General features: G+C 66.1%; 21 protein-coding genes and 2 tRNA genes. 14 read left to right on the forward strand and 9 right to left on the reverse strand.

Translation table 11 applies throughout. The features are described 5' to 3' along the window. Positions 1–68: 68 nt before the first annotated feature. Genes rsmG through rpmH form a run of 6 tightly spaced genes read right to left on the reverse strand, consistent with a single transcriptional unit; the run spans position 69 to position 3,531 of the window. Complete coding sequence (gene rsmG, locus C8E99_RS11905; RefSeq protein WP_425452893.1) at positions 69–797, reverse strand: 16S rRNA (guanine(527)-N(7))-methyltransferase RsmG; 729 nt, start codon at positions 795–797, stop codon at positions 69–71. After that, positions 790–1,554: a Jag family protein gene (locus C8E99_RS11910; protein ID WP_425452894.1), complete on the reverse strand. Its 765-nt coding sequence runs from the start codon at positions 1,552–1,554 to the stop codon at positions 790–792. Before C8E99_RS11910 ends, rsmG begins: the two co-directional genes overlap by 8 nt. Positions 1,555–1,556: 2 nt before the next feature. Continuing rightward, entirely contained in the window at positions 1,557–2,525 is a 969-nt protein-coding gene (gene yidC, locus C8E99_RS11915; protein WP_115932471.1) for a membrane protein insertase YidC, read from the reverse strand. 6 nt (positions 2,526–2,531) lie between these two features. Beyond that, the gene (gene yidD, locus C8E99_RS11920) at positions 2,532–2,897 is read right to left on the reverse strand and encodes a membrane protein insertion efficiency factor YidD (RefSeq protein WP_115932472.1); all 366 of its coding nucleotides are present in this window, start codon (positions 2,895–2,897) and stop codon (positions 2,532–2,534) included. Then, positions 2,894–3,355, reverse strand: a complete 462-nt coding sequence (gene rnpA, locus C8E99_RS11925; protein ID WP_115932473.1) for a ribonuclease P protein component — start codon at positions 3,353–3,355, stop codon at positions 2,894–2,896. Before rnpA ends, yidD begins: the two co-directional genes overlap by 4 nt. A gap of 38 nt (positions 3,356–3,393) precedes the next feature. Further along, positions 3,394–3,531 carry a 50S ribosomal protein L34 gene (gene rpmH / locus C8E99_RS11930; RefSeq protein WP_115932474.1) on the reverse strand — a complete coding sequence of 46 codons (138 nt, stop codon included), beginning with the start codon at positions 3,529–3,531 and terminating at the stop codon, positions 3,394–3,396. 366 nt (positions 3,532–3,897) lie between these two features. Here rpmH and dnaA point away from each other — a divergent pair, with 366 nt between their 5' ends. From dnaA to C8E99_RS11980, 10 genes are all read left to right on the forward strand, one after another. Further along, positions 3,898–5,346 carry a chromosomal replication initiator protein DnaA gene (dnaA, locus tag C8E99_RS11935; RefSeq protein WP_115932475.1) on the forward strand — a complete coding sequence of 483 codons (1,449 nt, stop codon included), beginning with the start codon at positions 3,898–3,900 and terminating at the stop codon, positions 5,344–5,346. Positions 5,347–6,145: 799 nt separating this feature from the next. Continuing rightward, positions 6,146–7,276, forward strand: a complete 1,131-nt coding sequence (dnaN, locus tag C8E99_RS11940) for a DNA polymerase III subunit beta (RefSeq protein WP_115932476.1) — start codon at positions 6,146–6,148, stop codon at positions 7,274–7,276. Positions 7,277–7,313: 37 nt separating this feature from the next. Next, positions 7,314–8,513 (forward strand): DNA replication/repair protein RecF, encoded by a 1,200-nt coding sequence (gene recF, locus C8E99_RS11945; protein ID WP_115932477.1) that lies wholly within the window; start codon positions 7,314–7,316, stop codon positions 8,511–8,513. After that, positions 8,510–9,091 carry a DciA family protein gene (locus C8E99_RS11950; protein WP_425452895.1) on the forward strand — a complete coding sequence of 194 codons (582 nt, stop codon included), beginning with the start codon at positions 8,510–8,512 and terminating at the stop codon, positions 9,089–9,091. Before recF ends, C8E99_RS11950 begins: the two co-directional genes overlap by 4 nt. A 427-nt stretch (positions 9,092–9,518) precedes the next feature. Further along, the gene (gene gyrB / locus C8E99_RS11960; RefSeq protein WP_115933451.1) at positions 9,519–11,624 is read left to right on the forward strand and encodes a DNA topoisomerase (ATP-hydrolyzing) subunit B; all 2,106 of its coding nucleotides are present in this window, start codon (positions 9,519–9,521) and stop codon (positions 11,622–11,624) included. Positions 11,625–11,743: 119 nt separating this feature from the next. Further along, positions 11,744–14,482 carry a DNA gyrase subunit A gene (gene gyrA, locus C8E99_RS11965; RefSeq protein WP_115932478.1) on the forward strand — a complete coding sequence of 913 codons (2,739 nt, stop codon included), beginning with the start codon at positions 11,744–11,746 and terminating at the stop codon, positions 14,480–14,482. Then, positions 14,482–15,075 carry a DUF3566 domain-containing protein gene (locus C8E99_RS11970; RefSeq protein ID WP_115932479.1) on the forward strand — a complete coding sequence of 198 codons (594 nt, stop codon included), beginning with the start codon at positions 14,482–14,484 and terminating at the stop codon, positions 15,073–15,075. The genes gyrA and C8E99_RS11970 overlap by 1 nt, the downstream gene beginning before the upstream one ends. A 170-nt stretch (positions 15,076–15,245) precedes the next feature. Then, positions 15,246–15,319 (forward strand) — tRNA-Ile (locus tag C8E99_RS11975). 45 nt (positions 15,320–15,364) lie between these two features. Continuing rightward, positions 15,365–15,532, forward strand: a complete 168-nt coding sequence (locus C8E99_RS15935; protein WP_170144597.1) for a hypothetical protein — start codon at positions 15,365–15,367, stop codon at positions 15,530–15,532. 9 nt (positions 15,533–15,541) lie between these two features. Beyond that, positions 15,542–15,614, forward strand: a tRNA-Ala gene (locus tag C8E99_RS11980). A gap of 82 nt (positions 15,615–15,696) precedes the next feature. Here the strand turns inward: C8E99_RS11980 and C8E99_RS11985 are convergent. After that, the gene (locus C8E99_RS11985; protein ID WP_115932480.1) at positions 15,697–16,578 is read right to left on the reverse strand and encodes a hypothetical protein; all 882 of its coding nucleotides are present in this window, start codon (positions 16,576–16,578) and stop codon (positions 15,697–15,699) included. A 199-nt stretch (positions 16,579–16,777) separates the two neighbouring features. Between C8E99_RS11985 and C8E99_RS11990 the strand changes: the two genes are divergently transcribed. From C8E99_RS11990 to C8E99_RS12000, 3 genes are all read left to right on the forward strand, one after another. Continuing rightward, entirely contained in the window at positions 16,778–17,323 is a 546-nt protein-coding gene (locus tag C8E99_RS11990) for a peptidylprolyl isomerase (protein WP_115933452.1), read from the forward strand. Between the two features lie 339 nt (positions 17,324–17,662). Next, positions 17,663–18,391, forward strand: coding sequence for a rhomboid family intramembrane serine protease (locus C8E99_RS11995; protein WP_425452896.1), 729 nt, complete (start codon positions 17,663–17,665; stop codon positions 18,389–18,391). 616 nt (positions 18,392–19,007) lie between these two features. Next, positions 19,008–19,412, forward strand: coding sequence for a DinB family protein (locus tag C8E99_RS12000; RefSeq protein WP_342767571.1), 405 nt, complete (start codon positions 19,008–19,010; stop codon positions 19,410–19,412). Positions 19,413–19,444: 32 nt separating this feature from the next. Here the strand turns inward: C8E99_RS12000 and C8E99_RS12005 are convergent, their stop codons facing one another. Continuing rightward, positions 19,445–19,741: a cell division protein CrgA gene (locus C8E99_RS12005; protein ID WP_115932481.1), complete on the reverse strand. Its 297-nt coding sequence runs from the start codon at positions 19,739–19,741 to the stop codon at positions 19,445–19,447. A 216-nt stretch (positions 19,742–19,957) separates the two neighbouring features. On the opposite strand from C8E99_RS12005, the gene C8E99_RS12010 reads away from it, so the two are divergent. Further along, a complete protein-coding gene (locus tag C8E99_RS12010) occupies positions 19,958–20,650 on the forward strand; it encodes an anthranilate synthase component II (protein ID WP_115932482.1) in 693 nt (230 codons plus the stop codon). 52 nt (positions 20,651–20,702) lie between these two features. On the opposite strand, the gene pknB is transcribed toward C8E99_RS12010, so the two are convergent. Continuing rightward, complete coding sequence (gene pknB, locus C8E99_RS12015; RefSeq protein WP_115932483.1) at positions 20,703–22,844, reverse strand: Stk1 family PASTA domain-containing Ser/Thr kinase; 2,142 nt, start codon at positions 22,842–22,844, stop codon at positions 20,703–20,705. Between the last annotated feature and the right edge of the window lie 50 nt (positions 22,845–22,894).

Consider the following 22,894-nt stretch of genomic DNA (forward strand, 5'->3'; position numbering starts at 1 on the left):
ACCTCCCGAGGTTGATAGACGGCGAAACGAACCTTCGGCCGTGGCATCCAGCCACTCCAGCCTACTGGTCAGCGTGAGGAGCCCACACGCACCCGTACCACTGTGGTGGGCTCGGCCAGCAGATCCTCGCCCACGGTCTCGATGATCGGCGTGGATCCCTTGTGCTTCTTCAGGACCTTGGCCGCCGACTTGACCTCTTCGGCCGCACTCCGGCCCTTGATGGCCAACAGCTGTCCGGACCCCTGCAACAGCGGCAAGGTCAAGGGGACCAAGGTCTTGAGGGCGGACACGGCGCGGGCGGTCACGATGTCCACGACCACGTTGCCCACCACCTGTTCCGACCGGGCCCGGACCACGTCGACGTTGTCCAGTTCGAGGTCATCGACCACCATGTCCAACCAGGCCACTCGCCGTTCCAGCGGTTCGATGAGGATGAACTGGCAGTCAGGTCGGGCCAAAGCGAGGGCGAGGCCCGGCAGGCCGGCGCCCGAGCCGACGTCGGCCACCAGGGCACCTTCTGGCAGCAGGTCTCCGACCACGGCGCAATTCAAGACGTGACGTTCCCACAGCCTCGGTACCTCGCGCGGACCCAGCAGCCCCCACTCGATCCCGGTGGAGGACAGGTGTTCCACGAAACGAACGGCAAGATCGATCCGGTCGCCGAAGAGTTCCTCGGCCGCCGTCAACAGGTCACCGGTCAGTTCCGGTGGATCCTGGGCCTCGATCGAGGGCTTCTCAGCATCCCGAGTGGGCTGCGGAGCGGTCTGGTCGTTCTCTGGTTGGGGCTGATCAGACACCGGCGGAGACCACCACATGCCGGCGCGGGCCCTCGCCCTCCGATTCGCTCGCGAGACCGCCTTCGGCGATGACATCGTGAACGATCTTGCGTTCGTAGGCGCCCATCGGCCTCAGGTGCAACGGCTCTCCGGTCTCCCGGACCTTGACGATGGCCTCCTGGGCGAGTTGTTCCAACTCCTGAGCGCGTTCGGTGCGGTACCCCGCGACGTCCAGGACAAGACGGGAGCGACTCCCGGTGGCTGACAGCACTGTCAGGCGCACGAGCTCTTGCAGGGCCTCCAGGCCCTTGCCGTCCTTGCCCAGGAGGTCGCGCAGGCGGTCGTCTCCCTCCTCCGCGATCACGGACACGTAGGTGCGGCCATTGCGGATCTCGATATCGATGTCACCGTCGAGGTCCGAGATGTCCAGCAGTTCCTCGACGTAGTCGGCAGCGATGTCCCCCTCCTCCTCAAGGCGGCTGGCGGACGGGACGGCGGAGTCCTCGGACGCGTCCGGCGAGGTAGCGGCGTCCTGGCCGGCCTCCGCGGACTCATCCTCGTTCGGCTCGTTCCAAGCTGTAGAGGAATCTGCGGGTGTCACCGCGGCGCTGTCCACGGACTGGTCCGAACCCTGTTCGGTAGTCTGCTCGCCACTGTGATTTCCACTCTGATCGTCGCTCTGCCCGGTGGTCTGTTCGGTGGTCTGCCCCATGGCCGGCTCTGCGGTCTCGACCGACTCCGTGGCCTCTTCGGACGGCGTGCTGGACGCGTCAGTCATGGTCATCTCCTCTTCTTGGTCTTGCGCTTGGGCTGCTGACGCTGACCGGCCTGCTGGGGCTTGGCGGCCTCGATCTCCGCCTTGGCGGCCGCCTCCTGGGCGGCCTTGCCGACGGGGGGAAGTCCCTTGACGGCGCGGCGTTCATTCAGTTCCTGCTCGGCCAGGGAGCCCGGGGTCGGGTTGTTGCGGATGATCCACATCTGCTGTGCCACGGCCCAGAAGTTCGTGGCGGTCCAGTAGATCAGCACGCCGATCGGGAAGTTGATGCCACCAATGCCGAACACCAAGGGAAGGATGTACAGCATGAACTTCTGCGACTGGGCGAAAGGCCCGGTCATGGCCGCCTCGGACATGTTCTTGCTCATCAGCATCTTCTGCATGAAGAACTGCGAGCCCGACATGAGGATGATCATGACGACAGAGACCATGATGACGGCGACGTTGAGGTTCTCGCCCACGGACCCCAGGAACGTGGCCTGCATGGGGGCTCCGAGGAAGATCGCGTCACCGAAGGAACGGATCTGGTCCGCGGTCAGCGCGGCCTCGCCCTCACCTCGCTCGGCGGCGGCCCCGGCTCCGGTCAGGATCTGGAACAGGGCGAAGAAGAACGGCATCTGCACGAGCATCGGCAGACAGGCAGCGAAGGGGCTGGTGCCGTGTTCCTTGAACAGGGCCTGCTGTTCCATGGCCATGGCCTGACGGGACAACTGGTCCGTCTTGCCCTTGTACTTGGTCTGGAGCTTCTTGATGTCCGGCTGGAGCGCCTGCATGGCACGCTGCGACTTGATCTGCTTGACGAACAGCGGAATCAGCAGGGTCCGCACCAGCACCACGAGCAGGATGATCGACAGGGTCCAGGTGAACCCGCTGTCCGGGTCCATGCCGACCAGTTCCAGGACCGTGTGGAAGGCACCGAGGATCCAGGACATCACCCACTTGAAGGGCCAGAGAATGATTTGGAAGAAGTCCATGATCTCCTACTGTTCCGCCGGAGGATCCGGGGGGATGACGGGATGGTTTAGGTCAATGATCTTGGGTCGGCGGCCCGGTGGCCAAATCCTCTTGCCGGGAGGGACCGCATCGACACCGCCTTTAGACCAGGGGTGGCAGCTGCCGAGTCGGCGAGCCGAGAGCCACGAGCCCTTCAGAGCCCCGTGGACGTGGACCGCCTCGAGCGCATATGCCGAGCACGAGGGGAAGTAGCGGCAGACCTGGCCGTAGAGCGGCGAGATCACGGCGCGGTAGGCCATCAGCAACCAGGCCAGCAGGGTGGACGGCAGGGCGCGGAGCCAGCTCCATTCGGCGGCGTCGGGCCGGGTGGTGAACGGGGACTGCGTGATCATGCGTTCATCTCCATCCCGGGGCCGTGATCCTGGGATGCAGACCGGCCGTGAGGCACCGGATCGGCGGGACGACGCCGGCCGGTTTCCTTCCGCAGGGCACCCGCCAAGGCAGAGTCCAGGTCCTTCTTGAGCTCGTCCCAGTCGGCCGTTCCCGACGGCGGCAGGGCACGGACCACGACCGTCGCACCCGGGTGCTGCGCCAGTGGCCCGCTGAGCTGATCGGCCACGGCGGCCCGAAGGCGACGCTTGACACGATTGCGGACCACCGCATTGCCGACGGCCTTGGAGACGACGAAACCCACGCGCACCGGTCCGGCCGAGCTATCGGCCTCGCTGGGGAGCGTGGGATCGAAAAGGTGTGCGGACACGACAACGTTCCGGCGCCCTGTTCGGGCGCCGGAACGCAGTGTCTGGGAAAAATCCGCGGGGGTGCGTACCCGTCTCTCGCGGGGCAGCACGCCGTGTCGTCCGCTCTGCTGATCGGCCTCAGGCCGGGTCAGGCGGACAGTTCCGTGCGGCCCTTGGTACGGCGGGTTGCCAGGATGGCGCGGCCGGCGCGGGTACGCATCCGGGCGCGGAAACCGTGCTTCTTGGCCCGGCGGCGGTTATTCGGCTGAAAAGTCCGCTTGCTCACTTGATATCTCCACAACGTGTGTATGCGCCCGGACCCGTTGTACCTGGGGGAAGAACCGGTAGACGCTCTGACTAGGACTTCCCCGCTGAAGACACCGATCCAACAGGCCTGGGCCTTCGGCTGTCCGCTGGTTGACTACGCCCTGAGGTCGATCCGGAGAATTCCAGTCGGTTCAGAGCACGGCTAAACAACCCCGCGGGGACCAATCAAGTTTAGGGATGGTGGGCCACCAGCGTCAAATTACACTCTCCGGTGGCTACGCGAGCACTGGACCTGTACCCTCACCGAAGTTATCCACTGCCTGTGAATAACTCTGTGGATTGCCGTTAGACTCGGTTCGACGCCGACGGAAGGACCCCAGCCCCCATGGTTGCAGATGAGGCTGTCAGCAGCTCGTGGCGCAAGGTGGTCCGCACCCTTGAGGAAGACGACCGCGTCTCACCTCGCCAACTCGGCCACGTGGGCCTCGCACAGCCCCAGGGGCTGATCGGCACGACCCTGTTGCTCGCTGTACCGAACGAACTGACCCGTGAGGTCCTGCAGTCCCAGCTCAAGGACTCCCTCGCCGAAGCGCTCGGGAACGTTTTCAGGACCGAGATCCTGTGCGCCTATTCGATTGACTCGACCCTGATTGCCCAGACGGGCGAGGACTACCAGCTGCCGACCGCCGCGGTGCCGCCCGTCCGCGAGGTCCCGCACACCCGCTCGGCTCCGTCCCCCCATGCCCCGGTCCGTTCAGCAGCGCCGGCTCCCGCGCCGCCGTCGACCTCGGATGAGACCAGCCGCCTGAACCCGCGGTACCACTTCGAGACCTTCGTCATCGGTTCCTCGAACCGCTTCGCCCATGCTGCCGCGAACGCCGTCGCCGAGGCGCCCGCGAAGGCCTACAACCCGCTGTTCATCTATGGTGAATCCGGGCTGGGGAAGACGCACCTGCTGCACGCGATCGGTCACTACGCCCGTCACCTGTACCCGGGGCTGCGCGTCCGCTACGTGAACTCCGAGGAGTTCACCAACGACTTCATCAACTCGATCCGCCACGACGAGGGCGCGAGCTTCAAACAGGTATACCGCAATGTGGACATCCTGCTCATCGACGACATCCAGTTCCTGGCGGACAAGGAAGCCACCATCGAGGAGTTCTTCCACACCTTCAACACCCTCTACAACAACAACAAGCAGGTCGTGATCACCTCCGACCTGCCCCCCAAGCAGCTGTCCGGCTTCGAGGAACGGCTGCGTTCTCGCTTCGAGTGGGGTTTGATCACGGACATCCAGCCGCCGGACCTGGAGACGCGCATCGCCATCCTCCGCAAGAAGGCAGAGGCCGAGGGGCTGACGGCCCCGCCCGAGGTCCTCGAGTACATCGGCTCCAACATCTCCACCAATATCCGCGAGTTGGAGGGCGCCCTCATTCGCGTCACCGCCTTCGCGTCGCTGAACAAGCAGCCGGTCGGGATCCAACTGGCGGAGCAGGTACTGCGTGATCTCATCACCCATGAGGACGCCCACGAGATCACCGCGCCGACGATCCTCAACGAGACGGCCGCGTACTTCAACCTGACCATGGAGGAGCTGACCTCCAAGTCCCGGACCAGAACCCTCGTCACGGCCCGGCAGATCGCCATGTACCTCTTGCGTGAGCTGACGGAGATGTCCCTGCCGAAGATCGGTCAGGAGCTCGGTGGGCGTGACCACACCACGGTGATCCACGCCGACCGCAAGATCCGCGAGCTGATGGCTGAACGCCGGACGATCTACAACCAGGTCACCGAGCTGACGAACCGGATCAAGCAGCAGCAGCGCGCCCGCTGACCTCACCGGTCGTGGTTCGTCTGACCTCGTTTCAGGCCTGCCGTCGCTCTCAACCCCGCCCTGGTTCAGAGTCGCGCGCGTTTCTGCACCGCGCCTCCATCTCCACTCCATCCAGAGCCCTGCTCCCGACTCCGACTCGGGCAGTCCTTCATCCAGAGGCAACCTTGATCCTTAACGACAAGGTCGTTCCACAGGCAGAACCCCGGAGTGAGCGCTCCCGCACCCACCTTATCCACAGTTGTCCACAGATATCCACAGGTTGTGAGAGGCCTTCGCCGAGCACAACCCACAGCTGTGGACAAACCTGTGGATGCTTAAGTGGAGTGTTCGGGCGAGTCTCTGGATAACTACACGCTTCCCTGTGAATTCGCAGATCCACGCTCGAAAGTTGTGCACCGACGGTGCACAGGGCAAGCGAGAGAAGTCCACCGCAGGGTCCACAGAAGGAAGGCCGGAACCACACCGACGGATCGGGTTATCCACAGTATCCACAGGACTTATTAACACTACTAATCCCTGTTAAGAATGAATCCCAAGAACATTCACCCCTGCCTGCCGAACGCCGTTCGCCCGGTCTGACGAACCCGTCGAAACGTGGGACGCGTCAATGACGGTCCTCATCGCTGACCCACATGGCTCAACCACATCCGCGGCACAAATGCCAACATTCGCACCCTCGGCGAGTCACGGTAAGCTGACACAGCACACGGCTCAGACGTGTGATTCAAAAGATGCCCGGCGGGGGTATCTGGAGGAAGACCAACATCACCTGCCGTCTACGAGAAAGGCGGAAACTTCTGTGAAGTTCACCGTTGAGCGAGACATCCTGACGGACGCCGTCTCCTGGACCGCACGTTCCCTGTCCCCTCGCCCGCCGGTACCGGTGCTGTCCGGGCTGCTGATCACCGCCGAGGACAACCTGGTCTCCATCGCCAGCTTCGACTACGAGACCTCGGCGCAGCTTGAAATCGAGGCAGACATCGAGACACCTGGCAAGATCCTGGTTTCCGGCCGGCTGCTCAACGACATCGTCCGCTCGCTTCCGGCAGCGCCCGTCACCGTGGAAACTGATGGCACCAAGGTGGTCCTGACCTGCCGGAACTCGCGCTTCTCCCTGGCCACCATGCCCGTCGAGGAATATCCGGCCCTTCCGGAGATGCCTGAGTCCGCTGGCACTGTGGATGGCGACGCCTTCGCCCACGCGGTCGCGCAGGTGACCGTGGCAGCCTCCAAGGACGACACCCTGCCGATCCTCACTGCGGTGAAGCTTGAGATCGAGGGCGACCGCATCACCTTCCTCGCCACGGACCGGTACCGGCTGGCCATGAAGGAACTCAACTGGTCCCCTGCCGATCCCTCGATCTCCACGTCCCTGCTGGTCAAGTCCAAGACCCTCACGGAAGTTGCCAAATCATTGGCCGGCGGCGGAGATCTGCAGCTGCGCTTGCCCAAGGAGTCATCCACCTCGGACCTGGTGGGCTTCGCCTCGGGAGGCCGACGCACCACGAGTCTGTTGGTGGACGGGGAGTACCCGAAGATCCGGGCACTCTTCCCGGAGTCCAGCCCCATCCACGCCGTAGTCCCGACCGGTCCGCTGGTCGAGGCCGTCCGACGCGTGGCCCTCGTCGCCGAACGCAACACCGCTGTGCGCATGATGTTCAATGACGGCCACGTCACCCTGGACGCCGGTGCCGGCGATGACGCCTCTGCAAACGAATCCCTGGACTCGGTCCTCGACGGCGACGAGATCACCGTGGCATTCAATCCGTCCTACCTGGGCGAAGGACTCAACGTCATCAACGCCCCATACGTGCGCTTCTCCTTCACCACGGCACCGAAGCCGGCCCTGATGACCGCCCAGCAGGAGCAGGACTCACCCGAACAGGACGACTACCGGTACCTGGTCATGCCGGTGCGCCTGGCCAACTGACCGACTGCCAGCCCAGTCAGGTCGCCGACGCCGAAACGTGTTTCTCTCCCACCTCTCCCTCACGCAGTACCGCTCCTACCAGCAGGCCGATGTCTCCCTGGTGCCAGGGCCCAATGTGCTGGTCGGTTCCAACGGGGTCGGAAAGACGAATATCGTCGAGGCAGTGGGTTACCTGGCCACGCAGGTCTCCCACCGGGTGTCCACCGACTCCCCTTTGGTGCACTTCGGGGCCTCACAAGCGATCATCCGCGGTCGCATCCACCGAGGCGACCGGGCCATGTCCCTCGAACTGGAGATCAATCCCGGCAAATCGAATCGGGCCGCCGTCAACCGGGGCGCCCCACAACGAGCCCGCGAGGGCCTTGGGCTGCTGCGGTCGGTGCTGTTCGCTCCGGAGGATCTGGCCCTGATCAACGGCGACCCGTCCATTCGGCGTCGATTCCTGGACGATCTCGTGGTGCAGCTGCGCCCGGCCCTCGGAGATGCCCGCAGCGATTACGACCGGGTGCTCAAACAACGCAACGCGCTGTTGAAGAACGCCAAACACTCCGGGCGATGGACTGAGGAGCACGGTCACACCCTCGGGGTGTGGGACGAACACCTCGCCCGTGCCGGCGCTCGGGTCCTCAACGGTCGGCTCCATGTGCTGAAGATGCTCGCCCATCCCCTCACCGAGTCCTACACGGCCCTGGCCGAGAGCGTGAAGACCGCAGGGTTCAGTTATGAGTCCACTGTCCCGCTGGCCGGTGGCCAACACCAGGAGATCCCGGACGAACAGGCCCTCCACGAGGCACTGCTCGCAGAGCTCGAGTCCCGTCATCGGCAGGAACGGGACCGCGGCGTCACCCTGGCCGGCCCGCACCGGGACGACTTGGCCCTGACCCTCGGCCCGGCCCCGGTGAAGGGGTTCGCCTCCCACGGCGAGACCTGGTCCATGGCCCTGGCCCTCAAGTTGGCCAGCTACCGCATCCTGGTGGCCGACGATCCGGATCCTCATGCCCGGCCCGTGCTCATCCTCGACGACGTCTTCGCCGAACTCGATGCCGGCCGCCGCAGCCGGCTTGCTGAGTTGGCCTCCGACGCAGAGCAACTGCTGGTCACGGCCGCAGTGGCCGCAGACATCCCGGACGAGCTGGCCGGGCCGAGGATCAGTGTCACTCTGGAGGACGACGGGAGCGTGGTCCACCAGACCGAGTCCACCGGACCGGCCGCAGCCGAGACGGAGGACTCTCCGTGAGCAGCCCTGACGATCCGGTGCCCCCACCGGAGCGGGAAACCTCCCCGGACGGGATCGAAGATGATCCCGATGCGGCGATCGTGGCCCTCAACCGGGTGCGCCAGGCCGCGGAATCCCGGGGTGAGGTACGCCGCCGGCGCCCGGCAGCCAAAGGCCGCGGGGCCACCGCGGCATCGGGAGCCGGGAGCGGGACGGTGCCGGGCCGGCGTCGTGGTCCGGATGCCCGGGACCCGAGGATGGTGGGCGATGTCTTCGGCCGGTTGGTCACCGAACGTGGTTGGTCCTCGCCTGTGGCCGTGGGATCCGTCCTGTCCCGATGGGACGAACTGGTCGGCGCGGACATCGGGCTGCACTGCCGGCCCGAGAGCTTCGAGAACGCCGTGGTGACCGTCCGCTGCGATTCCACCGCGTGGGCCACCCAGCTCAAGCTCCTGACACCGGCCCTGCTCCAGCGGTTCGAACAGGCACTCGGCCCCGGAATCGTGACGAGCCTGCGGGTGGCGGGCCCAGCCGCTCCCTCGTGGCGCAAGGGTCCCCGGGTGGTCAAGGGCCGTGGTCCCCGGGACACCTACGGCTGATCGGATCGGTGCCGGCGCCGGTTCCAGAAGCGCCGGCATGCTCCGGAGAACCCGCCAACGGCGATTTGGCGAACTGGAACCCCGTTGGGCGGATCGGGACCGGGAGGGGGTACCCCGGGTGGTCGGAACCGCCGATTCTGTTCCGTAGAGGCCATGTTTTATCCCCGGAACACCCCACTGAAGACGCACGAATCGGCGTGTCGGGGGTAGAATGAGACGGAATCGTGCCGAAAGGGACACTTTCCGTGCGCCCCGGCGCCAGGAGCCCCTTGGTACATCCGATGTGAAGCCCAGTACCCCAACAGAGGAGCCGTAGACGCCCGTGGCCGAAGAGAACAACGGCACAGATCAGAGCGGCGCCCCGCAGGATCCCACCGTCGAGACCACCGCCCCGGCGGAGTCCGACGCGGCGGCCTCGGAGGCATCCATCCCATCGACGCAGATCACCGAGGCGACCCGCAAGGTGGAGCACGAGTACGGTGCCGGGGACATCACGGTCCTCGAGGGGTTGGAGGCCGTCCGCAAACGCCCCGGCATGTACATCGGATCCACGGGCCCGCGCGGTCTGCACCACCTGGTGTCCGAGGTTGTGGACAACTCCGTGGATGAGGCGCTGGCCGGATACTGCGACACCATCCACGTGACCCTGCAGGCGGACGGCGGCGTCCGCGTGGAGGACAACGGCCGAGGCATCCCCGTGGACATGCACCCCACCGAGGGCCGGCCCACCGTGGAAGTGGTCATGACGATCCTGCACGCCGGCGGCAAGTTCGGCGGCGGCGGCTACGCGGTCTCCGGTGGTCTGCACGGCGTGGGCATCTCCGTGGTGAACGCGCTGTCCACCCGCGTGAACACCGAGATCCGCCGCCAGGGAAGCCTCTGGAAGATGAGCTTCGCCGATGGCGGTGTGCCGCAGGGTGAACTCATCAAGGCCGGGGAAACGGACGAGACGGGCACCACCCAGACGTTCTACCCGGACCCCGAGATCTTCGACACGGTCGATTTCGACTTCGAGACCCTGCGCGCCCGTTTCCAGCAGATGGCGTTCCTCAACAAGGGTCTGCGCATCACCCTCACAGATGAGCGGCTGATCGAGACGAACGAGATCCAGCAGGACGAGATCGCCGGAGACACCGACGGCGACGGCGTTCCTGGTGCCGACGCGGACCGCCAGGCTGAGAGCGAAGCCCAGCCGGACGTCATCGGCGAGGACCTGGCCAGCGCGAAGAAGCGGATGGTCGACTACAAGTACGACAACGGGCTGCTGGACTACGTCCAGCACCTGAACTCGAACAAGAAGGTCGAGATGGTCCACGAGGACGTCATCGCCTTCGAGACGGAGGACACCGACCGCAAGATGGCCGCCGAGGTGGCCATGCAGTGGACCACGGCCTACTCCGAGTCAGTGCACACCTACGCCAACACCATCAACACGCACGAGGGCGGCAGCCACGAAGAGGGCTTCCGTGCGGCTTTGACCTCCCTGGTCAACCGCTATGCGCGGGAGAAGGAGATCCTGAGGGCCAAGGACGAGAATCTCTCGGGTGACGACGTCCGCGAAGGGCTGACCGCCGTGCTGTCCATCAAGCTCTCTGAACCGCAGTTCGAGGGACAGACCAAGACCAAGCTCGGCAACTCCGAGGCCAAGGGGTTCATCCAGAAGATCGTCACGGATCAGCTGGGCGATTGGTTCGAGCGGAACCCGGGCCCGGCCCGGGACATCATCCGGAAGTCCCAGCTGGCCTCGCAGGCCCGGATGGCCGCCCGCAAGGCCAGGGACAATGCCCGCCGCAAGTCCCCGCTGGAGTCCTTCGGGATGCCCGGCAAACTGGCGGACTGCTCCTCGAAGAACCCCGTGGAGTGCGAGGTCTACATCGTGGAGGGCGACTCCGCCGGTGGCTCGGCCAAGCAGGGCCGGGACCCGCGTACCCAGGCGATCCTCCCGCTGCGCGGCAAGATCCTGAACGTGGAGCGGGCCCGCCTGGACCGGGCACTGTCCAACGCCGAGGTCCAGTCGATGATCACTGCCTTCGGCACCGGCATCGGCGAGGAATTCGACATCACGAAGCTGCGGTACCACAAGATCGTGCTGATGGCGGATGCCGATGTGGACGGTCAGCACATCACCACGCTGCTGTTGACGGTGCTGTTCCGCTACATGCGTCCGCTGATCGAGCACGGGTTCGTGTTCCTGGCTCAGCCGCCGCTGTACCGGGTCAAATGGTCCAATGCGCCGCACGACTACGTCTTCTCCGATGAGGAGCGGGACAAGGCCGTGGCGGCCGGCCTCGCCCGGGGCTGGCGTTACCCGAAGGACAACGGCGTCCAGCGCTACAAGGGCCTGGGTGAGATGGACTTCAAGGAGCTGTGGGACACCACCATGGACCCGGAGCACCGTACCCTGCTGCAGGTCACCATGGACGACGCGGCAGCGGCGGACGAGATCTTCTCCATGCTGATGGGCGAGGACGTCGAATCACGCCGTTCCTTCATCCAGCAGAACGCCAAGGACGTCCGCTTCTTGGACATCTGAGCCTTCTGATCCCCTCCGCTACCCATCCCGGCCGGAGACGGCCGCGGCCCGGCGGCACCGAGTGATCGGCGCCCGGGCCGCGGCGCCGGCCCACACTTTGAGACCCGAGGACACCGCGCGTGACTGACGAGCAGAACCCTGAGAACGAGAACGTGAACCCGGACAACGCCGTGAACCCCGACGCCGGCCTGCCGGCTGCCGAGGGTGAGGCACCGGTGATCGCCCCGGCCCTGACTGAGCATGACAAGGTCGAGCAGGTTGACCTGCAGACCGAGATGAAGCGGTCCTACCTGGACTACGCCATGGCAGTCATCGTGGGCCGCGCGCTGCCGGACGTGCGGGACGGGCTGAAGCCCGTGCACCGCCGGGTGCTGTACGGCATGTTCGACGGCGGCTACCGTCCGGACCGCTCGTTCAACAAGTCCGCCCGTGTGGTCGGCGAGGTGATGGGCAACTATCACCCGCACGGCGACTCGGCGATCTACGACGCCCTGGTCCGCCTCATCCAGGACTGGGTCATGCGCTACCCGCTGGCCCTCGGCCAGGGCAACTTCGGTTCTCCCGGCAACGACGGTGCCGCAGCCCAGCGTTACACCGAGACCAAGATGGCGCCGCTGGCCATGGAGATGGTCCGGGACATCCAGGAAGACACCGTCGACTTCCAGGACAACTACGACGGCAAGCAACAGGAGCCGACCGTCATGCCGGCCCGGTTCCCGAACCTGCTGGTCAACGGCTCCTCCGGCATCGCCGTGGGCATGGCCACGAACATCCCACCGCACAACCTCCGCGAGGTCGTGGACGGTGTGCAGTGGTACCTGGAGAACCCGGAGGCCTCCCGCGAGGAGCTCCTGGCCGCCCTGATGCAGCGCATCAAGGGTCCGGACTTCCCCTCCGGCGCGCAGATCCTCGGCCGCAAGGGCATCGAGGACGCGTACCGCACCGGCCGCGGCTCCATCTCCATGCGGGCCGTGGTCAACGTCGAGGAGATCCAGGGCCGAACCTGCCTGGTGGTCACCGAGCTGCCGTACATGGCCAACCCGGACAATCTGGCCGCCAAGATCGCCGAGATGGTCCGCGACGGCAAGCTCTCGGGGATCGCGGACATGCGCGACGAGACCTCCGGCCGTACCGGTCAGCGCCTGGTGATCGTCCTCAAGCGGGATGCCGTGGCCAAGGTGGTGCTCAACAACCTCTACAAGCACACCCAGCTGCAGGAGAACTTCTCCGCCAACATGCTGGCCCTCGTGGACGGTGTCCCGCGGACCCTGTCCCTGGACGGATTCGTGCACCACTGGGTGATGCACCAGATCGAGGTGATTGTCCGGCGCACGGAGTTCCGCAAGCGCAAGGCTGAGGAGCGCGCCCACATCCTGCTGGGGCTGCTCAAGGCCCTGGACATGTTGGATGAGGTCATCTCCACCATCCGGGCCTCCGCCAGTGCCGACGCCGCCCGGGAGGCCCTCAAGACGTTGTTGGACATCGACGACGACCAGGCCAAGGCCATCCTCAACATGCAGTTGCGGCAACTGGCCGCACTGGAGCGCCAAGGCATCCAGGACGAGTACGACGAGTTGCAGGAGAAGATCGCCCAGTACAACGCGATCCTGGCCTCCCCGGAGCGCCAGCGCGAGGTGGTCTCCTTCGAGTTGGCCGAGATCGTGGCGAAGTACGGTGACGACCGCCGCACGGAGATCATGTACGGCTATGACGGCGACATGTCGATCGAGGACCTCATCCCTGAAGAGGAGATGGTGGTCACCATCACCCGCGGCGGCTACATCAAGCGCACGCGGATCGACAACTACCGGGCCCAGAACCGCGGCGGCAAGGGGGTGCGTGGAGCCTCCCTGCGCAACGACGATGTGGTGGACCACTTCTTCACCACGTCCACGCACCACTGGATCCTGTTCTTCACCAACCTGGGCAGGGTCTACCGCATCAAGACCTATGAGCTGCAAGAAGCGGGACGGGATGCCAAGGGCCAGCACATGGCCAACCTGATGGCCTTCCAGCCCGAGGAGCGGATCGCCCAGGCGCTGCCGCTCGCCGACTACGGACGGGCACCCTACTTGGTGCTCGCCACCCGGCAGGGCCTGGTCAAGAAGACCTTGTTGGCGGACTACGACACCAACCGCTCTGCGGGCGTCATCGCCATCAAGCTGCGCGATGACGACGAGGTCGTCTCGGCCAAGCTGGTCTCGGAGGAGGATGATCTGATCCTGATCTCCAAGAACGGCCAGTCATTGCGCTTCAATGCCACCAATGAGGCGCTGCGTCCCATGGGCCGCGCCACCTCCGGCGTCACCGGCATGAAGTTCCGTCAGGGAGACGAGCTCCTCACCGCGGACGTGGTCCGTGAGGACGCCTTCGTGTTCATTGTCACGGACGGCGGCTACGCCAAGCGTTCCACGGTGGACGAGTACCGCGTGCAGAATCGCGGTGGGCTGGGCATCAAGGTCGGCAACATCGTCGAGGATCGTGGTGAGCTGACCGGCGGCCTGGTAGTGGAGGAACAGGACGAGGTGCTGGTGGTGATGAACTCCGGCAAGGTGGTCCGTTCCGCCGTCACCGGTGTCCCGGCCAAGGGCCGCAACACCATGGGTGTCATCTTCGCCAAGCCGGACAAGAACGACCGGATCATCGCCGTCACGCTCAACAACGAGAAGCAGCTCAACGGTGTGGCGGACGAGAATCCCGAGGGCGAGGTCGCGGGGGATGCTACCGAGGGTGAAGTACCCTTGGACTCTGAGACGGCCGCCCCCGCCAGTGCGGAGGGGACCGACACGACCGTGACAGCCACCGAATCCGCAGCGGTCGATCCTGACCCGGACGCGGAGATTGACGGAGGACAGTAGTGAGCACATCCGGAACGCCCCGGCCCGCAGGCCAACGCCCGGCCGGCGGTTCGTCGGACAGGGGAGCCACACCGCGCGGGACGCAGCAGCGACCCTCGGCGCAGGGTTCCCGTCAGCCCGGCCAGCGTCCGCAGAATTCCCGTCCCCCAGGGTCCGCGGGATCCGGACAGAAGCGCCCCGCGCAGCGGCCTGCCGCCCAGGGGTTAGTGCGTCCGGCGCCCAAGGCCAAGGTCCGCAAAGCCCGGCTGCTCGTCTCCAAGGCCGATCCATGGTCGGTGCTGAAGATGGCCTTCCTGCTGTCGGTGGCTTTGGGCATCGTCACCGTGGTCGGAGCCGTGGTGCTGTGGACCGTCATGGACCTGACCGGCATCTTCGACCAGGTCAACGACCTGCTGGCCCAGGTCCTGGGCTCTGAAGGAGGATCGTTCACGGTGCAGCAGCTGATCTCGCTGGGCCAGGTCGCCTCCTTCGCGACGATCATCGCGGTGATCAATGTGGTGCTGCTGACGGCCCTGAGCATGCTCGCGGCCGTGCTGTACAACATCTCCGCGACCCTCGTCGGCGGCATCGGAGTCACCCTGACCGATGACTGAGCATCACAGTGCTCGTGGTGCGTCAGAGATGAGGGGCAAGCACCCCTGATCTCTGCCCGCACAGCGAGAGGCTCGACGGGATCGGTCATCGATTTTGACGGTCAGCCCCGCTGGGGTAATGTTGATTCTCGTTCCGGAGACACGATTTGGTTCGGTCTTTCGAAACGTGAGGGCGTATAGCTCAGGCGGTTAGAGCGCTTCGCTGATAACGAAGAGGTCCCAAGTTCAAGTCTTGGTACGCCCACCCACGCAGTCCCTCATCCGGCCACAGGCCGGGGAAGGCGGCACCATGAAGCCGGTAGTTCGACTGGCTGCCCTGGCAGCCGGCGTGGCCACCGTGCTCGGGATCCGCTTCTGGCGGGAGAACGAACGCGGCAAGCAGGTCTGGAGCTCGGCCACAGATTCACTGGACGGCGCCGGAAGTCCGCGCGAGAATCATCCGGACGCACATAACTGAACACCCCTCGGGGGCATGGCGCAATTGGTAGCGCACCTGCTTTGCAAGCAGGGGGTTAGGGGTTCGAGTCCCCTTGCCTCCACCGAGAGAAGGGCCCGGGACACCAGCACCACTGGTGACCCGGGCCCTTCTGTTTCAACCGGCGGCCGGGTGCCGGGCCCGCATCATTCTGCGGACTTCGGGGCGGGAATAATCCCCTCGACCTTCTCCTCGGTGGCGTCCACGGTGTCCACAGTGGCGGTGCCTGCGGCGACGCTGGGAGCCGGGGAGGCTGCAGCAGAGCCAGCGGCCGGAGTCGGACCCGGAACGGAGGGAGCCTTGACGGTCAAGTCCGGATCGGCACCGGACGGTGCCGGGACGGACGGGGTGTCCTGCTTCGGCAGCGGTGAGGGGGCCGGGGTCTTCCACGGATCCTCGACCGGCTTGGTCAGCTGCCAGACGGCGACGGCCGCGACGCCGGCGGCCACCACGATGCCGGCCACGATCCAGCCCTTGCCGCCCTTGTTCTGCTTCTTGGCCTGCTTCTTCAGCTGCTTCTCCGCCGTCCTGGCATACTCCTCAGCGGCCTTCTTCAGCTTCTTCACGGCCTTCTTGTCACCGGTGATGTTCACCAGGGCCCTCTCGACGGCCGGGGAGACCTTGACACCGTGGGCCGCCTTCGAAGCCTGGCCGGCCACTGTGGCGAGATGTGCCGACGCGGCGGGGACGTACTCGCCCTCCACCTTGTTGCGGGCCCCCTCGAAGGCCGGGGCCAGCCGGTCGAGCTGAGCCTGGACCTGCGGGGAGACCTTGTCGACGGCGCCGGCCAAGGCTGCGCTCGCCTGGGCGAGGCTGGCCCTGACCTGCGGGCTGAGCTTCTCCACGGCCTCGGACACCTGCTGGGAGGTCTTCTCCCCGGCGGCCTTGCCCTGGACCTTGCCCTCGCCAAGGCCCCGTTCCGCCCAGGCCAACGCGGCCTCGACCTTCGGGGCGGCCCAATGCGCCGCGTGGTCCATGCCGGCGTTGAACCGGTCTTCGATGCTCGGGACAGTCGTCTTCTTGCTCATCTGAACCTCCATGATGTGCGGTTGTGCACTGTGGTGTGCCGGCAACCCACCGGTCCGCCGGTCCTGGAGATAGCCTACGGGGTTCGCGCCGCCACGGCACGGTGAGCCCGGGGCACGGGGATTCGGCTGTGGGCGAAGTTGTCACCACCATTGAGCCGCGGCGGGTTCTGACCGGCGGCGTGATGGAACAATGGCGACCATGACTGCCATTGCAACGCACACCGCCACCATCAAGACCACTGCCGGCGATATCCTCGTCGAGCTCTACGGGAACCACGCCCCGAAGACCGTCCAGAACTTCGTCGGGCTGTCCACCGGTGAGCGTGAGTGGACCCACCCGGAGACCGGAGAGACCCACAACGGCACCCCGCTGTACAACGGGACCGTCTTCCACCGCATCATCAAGGACTTCATGATCCAGGGCGGCGACCCGCTCGGCCAGGGCTTCGGTGGCCCCGGCTACCAGTTCGACGACGAGATCAGCCCGGACCTGGACTTCAACGCCCCCTACAAGTTGGCCATGGCCAACGCCGGCATCCAGAACGGACGCGGGACCAACGGCTCGCAGTTCTTCATCACCACCGTGCCGACCACCTGGCTGCAGGGCAAGCACACCATCTTCGGCGAAGTGAAGGACGAGGCCTCCCAGAAGGTCGTTGACGCCCTGAATGCCGTGGCCACCGATGGTCGTGACAAGCCGCTCGAGGGCGTCTCGATCGAGTCCATCGAGATCAAGGAAGCCTGAGTCTCCTTGTCCCACCAGACCGCGGGCGGTCCGGACGGAGGGGCGGGCCGGCGACTGCCGGTCTGCCCCCGCCATCCGGACCGCCCTTCGTTTATCCAATGCCAACGCTGCGGACGTCCGGCGTGCCCGGAATGCCAGCGTCCGGCCGCCGTCGGCATCCACTGTCTTGACTGTGCTGCCGGCCGGGGCCCGGACGGAACAGGCACGGCCGGCTCCGGGCAGCCGTCCACCGATCCGTGGGGAGTTCCGTCCTCCGGACCCACCGACGCGGCGAGGCCTCCCTACGGCCAGGGCCAGCTGATCGTACCGCCGAGCACGGGCCGTCCAGGACGGACCGTCGTGCGCCGCCAGTCCGGGCAGCCGTGGGTCACCTGGACCATGATCGGGCTCTGTGTGGCCATGTATGCCCTGCAATGGGTCACCTCGGGTCAGCGCATCGGGATCACCGAGCAGTTCTTCTACGCCGGGTTGCACACCTCTTCAGAGGCCATGGAGCCGTGGCGGATGCTGACCTCGGCGTTCCTGCACTCGCTGGGCAATCCACTGCACATCGTGCTCAACCTGTACACCCTGTGGCTCATGGGACGCATGTTGGAGCCCGTTCTCGGATGGCGTCGGTTCCTGGCGCTCTACCTGCTGTCCGCCTTCGGCGGCTCCGTGGCGGTGCTGTTGCTCTCCAACCCCTACGTCCCGGTGGTGGGCGCCTCCGGTGCCGTGTACGGGCTCTTCGCGGCCCTGTTCATCGTGATGCGCCGGACCGGGGGGAACGTCACCGGGATCGCCGCCCTGATCGGGGTTAACCTGGTGATCTCGTTCCTCCCGGGGGCCAACATCTCCTGGCAGGGCCACGTCGGCGGCCTGGTCACCGGGGCCGCCTGTGCCGCAGTGGTGGCCTATCTGCCCCGTGGTCATCGCGGACCAGGGTTGCCGGCGCGCTTGGATCAGCGGGCGGCCACCGTCCAGTGGCTCCTCCTGGCGGGAATCCTCGTGGTACTGGCGGCCCTGACGGTTTTCGGCATCCTGCGGCTCACGGACGCCACCCTGATCGAATACTGGCTGGACATGTGAGCGGGACATCGCTGGTCGCCTGACGCCGGGCCTCTGGCTCGCGGCGGTTGACGCCCTCCGAGTCACGGTGAGTCGGTGAGGCAATACGGACCCGTGGAGGAATGATCCCTGAGGATCGACCCTCCACGGGTCCCTTGTTTATCCACAGAGTTATCCACTGGTGTGGATGGAATGACATCGTTGTGATTCGTGGCTTAAGTTATCCACAGGCGTTATCCACAGTGTGGATGAACTACAGCCATGTTGTTCACATTGTGGATAGCGCTGTGGATAGTAAAATTCCATGTCAAGAGCCCAATTGCCGGAAATTACCCAACTGTGGAAAACTCGGGCGTTTCGACGGCCTCACCCGGTAGGTCTTCCACAATTGCTGCGGAGGCGCGAGCATCGGACCATGACAGATCACGCAGGTGAATCCACAGGCCCGTCAAAAGATAACCACAGGCCAGTCGCCCTTCCGCTCGGACAGCTGTCCCAACAATTGCGTTGGCATTGGGACCACCATCTCTCCACTCGGCTGGTGGGGATGAGCGACGAGGAGTACCACTGGGAACCGGCACGCGGGGCGTAGGGGCTACGTCCACGGGGCGCCCCTTCGCCGGACTATCCGGGCGCCGTGCAGGCTGGTGGCGGCGACTGGGTGGTCGACTTCGCCTTCCCCGAGCCGGAACCGGCACCGGTGACGACGATCGCGTGGAGGATGGCCCACGTGCTCGTGGGCGTGTTCGGGGCACGGATGGCGGGGCACTTCGGCGGCCCGGAGGCGGATTACTTCACCTATGACTACCCGGGGACGGCACGGGAGGCCTATGAGAGGCTCGATGCCGCTGTAGCGGCCTGGTGTGAGGCGGTGGACTCGCTCGACGAGGGCGCCCTCGGCGCAGCCGCGGGAGAGGCCGAAGGACCGTGGAAGGAACACTCAATGCTGGAGCTGGTCCTGCACATCAACCGCGAGGCCATCCACCACGGGGCCGAGATGTGTCTACTGAGGGACCTCTATCGCGCGGACAGGAACCTCTAGCGCCAACGCGTGGCCGTACAGACGGGAGGCGTCTAGCGCCAACGTGTGGTCATGAGGAAGCCCACGCAGGCGACGCCGAAGCCAATGCCGATGTTCCAGCCACCGACTTGTGGGATGGGAGCCACGCCCATGGTGAGGTAGTAGACGACGATCCATAGCAGGCCGACGATCATCAGGCCGAACATGATGGCCTTGTACCAGGTGGGCAGCGGGCCCGGCTCGGGCTTCTCCGCACGGAGATCGGCCCGGCGCTGGCCTCGCTCGGCCCGCGCAGGGCTCTTGCTCTTCTGGCCGATCTGGCCGGTCTTGCGGGACTTCGACTCGGGCACTTCGATTCCTGTCCACGATGGTTCGGTCACGTCGCCGCACCGGGACCGGTCACGGCGTAGTCTGCTTCAGATGAAGTACTCGGCCCAGTCTAGCGGCGAACCAATGGAGAAGATGGGCCCGCCCGTGAGTCCAACGGGGCTCGCCCCGACGCGCCGAGTACCTCCGGACCCGCCTCCGCTGCCCTGCCCGCCCGACACTCGATGGGACCTCCGCTCATGACCTCCCCGACCGCAGCCACCGACTCGGACCATGCCACCGTCTCCGGGGCTGGATCCTCCGCCCGGATCCTCGTGGTCGACAACTATGACAGCTTCGTCTACACGCTCGTGGGGTATCTCCGGGAACTGGGGGCGGACACCCTCGTGGTCCGCAATGACGCCGTGAGCCTCGATGAGGCGACCGAGCTCGCAGCCGAGCGGGACGGGATCCTGTTGTCCCCCGGCCCTGGAACACCCGCCGAAGCCGGCATCAGCACGGATATGGTCCGGTGGGCCGCCACGCATGCCAAGCCCCTCTACGGGGTCTGCCTGGGGCATCAGGCGATCTCCGAGGCCCACGGGGCCACCGTGACGCACGCCGAGGAACTGATGCATGGCAAGACCTCCCGGGTCGTCCACGGGGGGCACCCGATGTTCGCCGGCGTCCCTGACCCCTTCACCGCTACCCGCTACCATTCCCTGGCGGCCGTGCGCGCCACCATCCCCGAGGAACTGGAGATCACCGCGGAGACGGACGGCGGGATCGTCATGGGTGTGGCCCATCGCAGCGCTCCGCTGTGGGGCGTTCAGTTCCACCCGGAGTCCGTACTGACCGAGGGCGGCTACCGGATGCTGGGCAACTGGCTCGAATACCTTGGGATGGCGGGTGCGGCCGCCCGGGCCGACACCCTCTCACCCGTGATGAACTGACCTCACCGGTGACGAACTAACGTCCCGCCGCCGCCTCCGGAGAGCCGGCCGCTCAGTCGCCTTGCCCGCGGCCTCGATTGTTGCCCGGTCCGGTGGGCTGGGACCCGGAGGCGCCGGCCGAGGATTCTGACGGGCTGGGCGACTCGCTGGGTGAGCCGGACGCGGAGTCGCTCGGACTCGGGGAGCCGCTGGGCGACTCACTCGATGGAGATGGAGACGGAGAGGCAGACGGCTCCTCGGGGGCCTTCGCCACCTCGACCGTGACGGAAGAGTCCTGGGGCACCTCGGTTCCCTCGGGCTGTTCCTGACCGACCACGGTGCCCGGTTCCACCGGTGCTTCGCGTTCCACCTCGGAGACGGTCATCTGCAGGCCCAACTCCCCCAGGGCCGCTCGGGCCTCCTCCTGGGTCAGGCCGATGAGGCTGGGCACCTCGACGTTGCCAGAGGACATCTGCAGCTCCACGGAGGAGCCCGACTTCACGGTGGCTCCGAGTTCCGGGGAAGTGCCGACCAGCCGGTCCCGCGGGACGTCGGCGGAGGGGACATAGCGGACTGAGGAGATGGACAGACCCAGTCCCTCAAGGGTGTCCCGCGCCGTGGCCTCCGACTGCCCGGCCAGGTCCGCGGAGATCTCCACTTGTTCGGGACCCTTGGAGATGAAGAGGGTGATCTCCTGGTTCTTCTGGACGATGGTTCCGCTGTCAGGTTCAGTGCCGACGGCCAGATCCCGCTGGACCTCGTCATCGTGAACCTCTTCCAGGATGGGCCGCAGTTCCGCGGAGGTCAGCGCGTTCTGGGCCTCGATCTGGGTCATCTCGGCCACGGACGGGACCGTCACCTGATTGGCTTCCACATTGCGCCGGTTTAGTTCCTCCATCAGGAACCACCCACCGGCCACGGCGCCCAAGGCCAGGATGACCACGAGGATGGGCACCCAGACACGGTGTGCCTTGCGCTTCTTCGGTGGGACGGGCTGGCGCGGCTCGTCGCCCAGGTCCAGCGGGTGGCCCGTGTCCTCCGGCGGTGCGGGAGGCGTGGACGCGGTCGGGGCCGCGAGTTCCCCGGTCTGCTGGCCGGAGTACCGGTCACCCGAGAGGCCCGTGTACCTCTCGGTCCTGGGTTCGCTACCGGACTCATTCCCGACGGCGGCCATCGCCCTGGTCTCTCCCTCCGGCCGGGGAGAGACGGCCGTCATGGCCTCCGTGGCGCCGTCCGGATGCATCCCGACGGCGGCGGCACCGGCGGCTGCCCCCGCGGCGGAGCCGGCGGTGGCGCCGGCAATGCCACCGGATCGGTCCCCAGCGGCAGCCGAGCGGGACGAGTGCTGCGCAGGGCCGGCGTCGGGCTGCTCGGCTGCCCGGTTCAGGCTGGCACGGAATTCCAGGCCGGACTGGAACCGGTCCACGCGGTCCTTCGCCAGGGAGCGGGAGACCACGGCGTCCAGGGCAGGCGAGACGGTCGGGTTGAGCGTGGAGGGAACCGGTGGTTCCTCCCGGACGTGCTGGTAGGCCACGGCCACGGCGGAATCCCCCACGAACGGCGGGCGCCCGGTCAACAGCTCGAACAGCAGGCAGCCGGCCGAGTACAGGTCCGACCGCGAATCCACGGTCTCGCCCCGGGCCTGCTCCGGTGACAGGTATTGGGCGGTTCCGACCACGGCTTGGGTCTGGGTCATCGTGGCGGCCGAATCGGACAGGGCGCGGGCGATGCCGAAGTCCATGACCTTCACGGCCCCGGACTTGGTGACCATGATGTTGGCTGGCTTGATGTCCCGGTGGACGATGCCTTCCTCGTGGCTGTAGTTCAGCGCGGCCAGCACCCCGGAGGTCCACTCGATGGCCTGGTCCACGGTGATCTCGTCATGGCGCAGCAGGTCGCGCAGCGTGCGGCCGTCCACGAACTCCATGACCATGAACGGGCAGGCAACTCCCTGGTAGGCGCCGTCCTCGAACCGTTCCTCGCCCGTGTCGAACACCGAGACGATGTTCGGGTGATTCAGCGCGGCGGAGGACTGGGCCTCCCGGCGGAACCGCGACTGGAACTGTGGATCGCGGGCCAGGTCCGGGCGCATCAGCTTGATGGCGATCTTGCGACCGAGTTTCTGGTCCCGACCCTGGAACACATCGGCCATGCCACCCCGGCCGATGAGGTCACCGACCTCGTAACGGCCGTTGAGGATGCGTTGATGTGGCACTGTCGTTCGTCCTGTTCTGGGATGCGAGTACTGGCGGTGGTCGAGGAGAT

It is taken from the genome of Citricoccus muralis, assembly GCF_003386075.1.
Classification (GTDB): domain Bacteria; phylum Actinomycetota; class Actinomycetes; order Actinomycetales; family Micrococcaceae; genus Citricoccus; species Citricoccus muralis.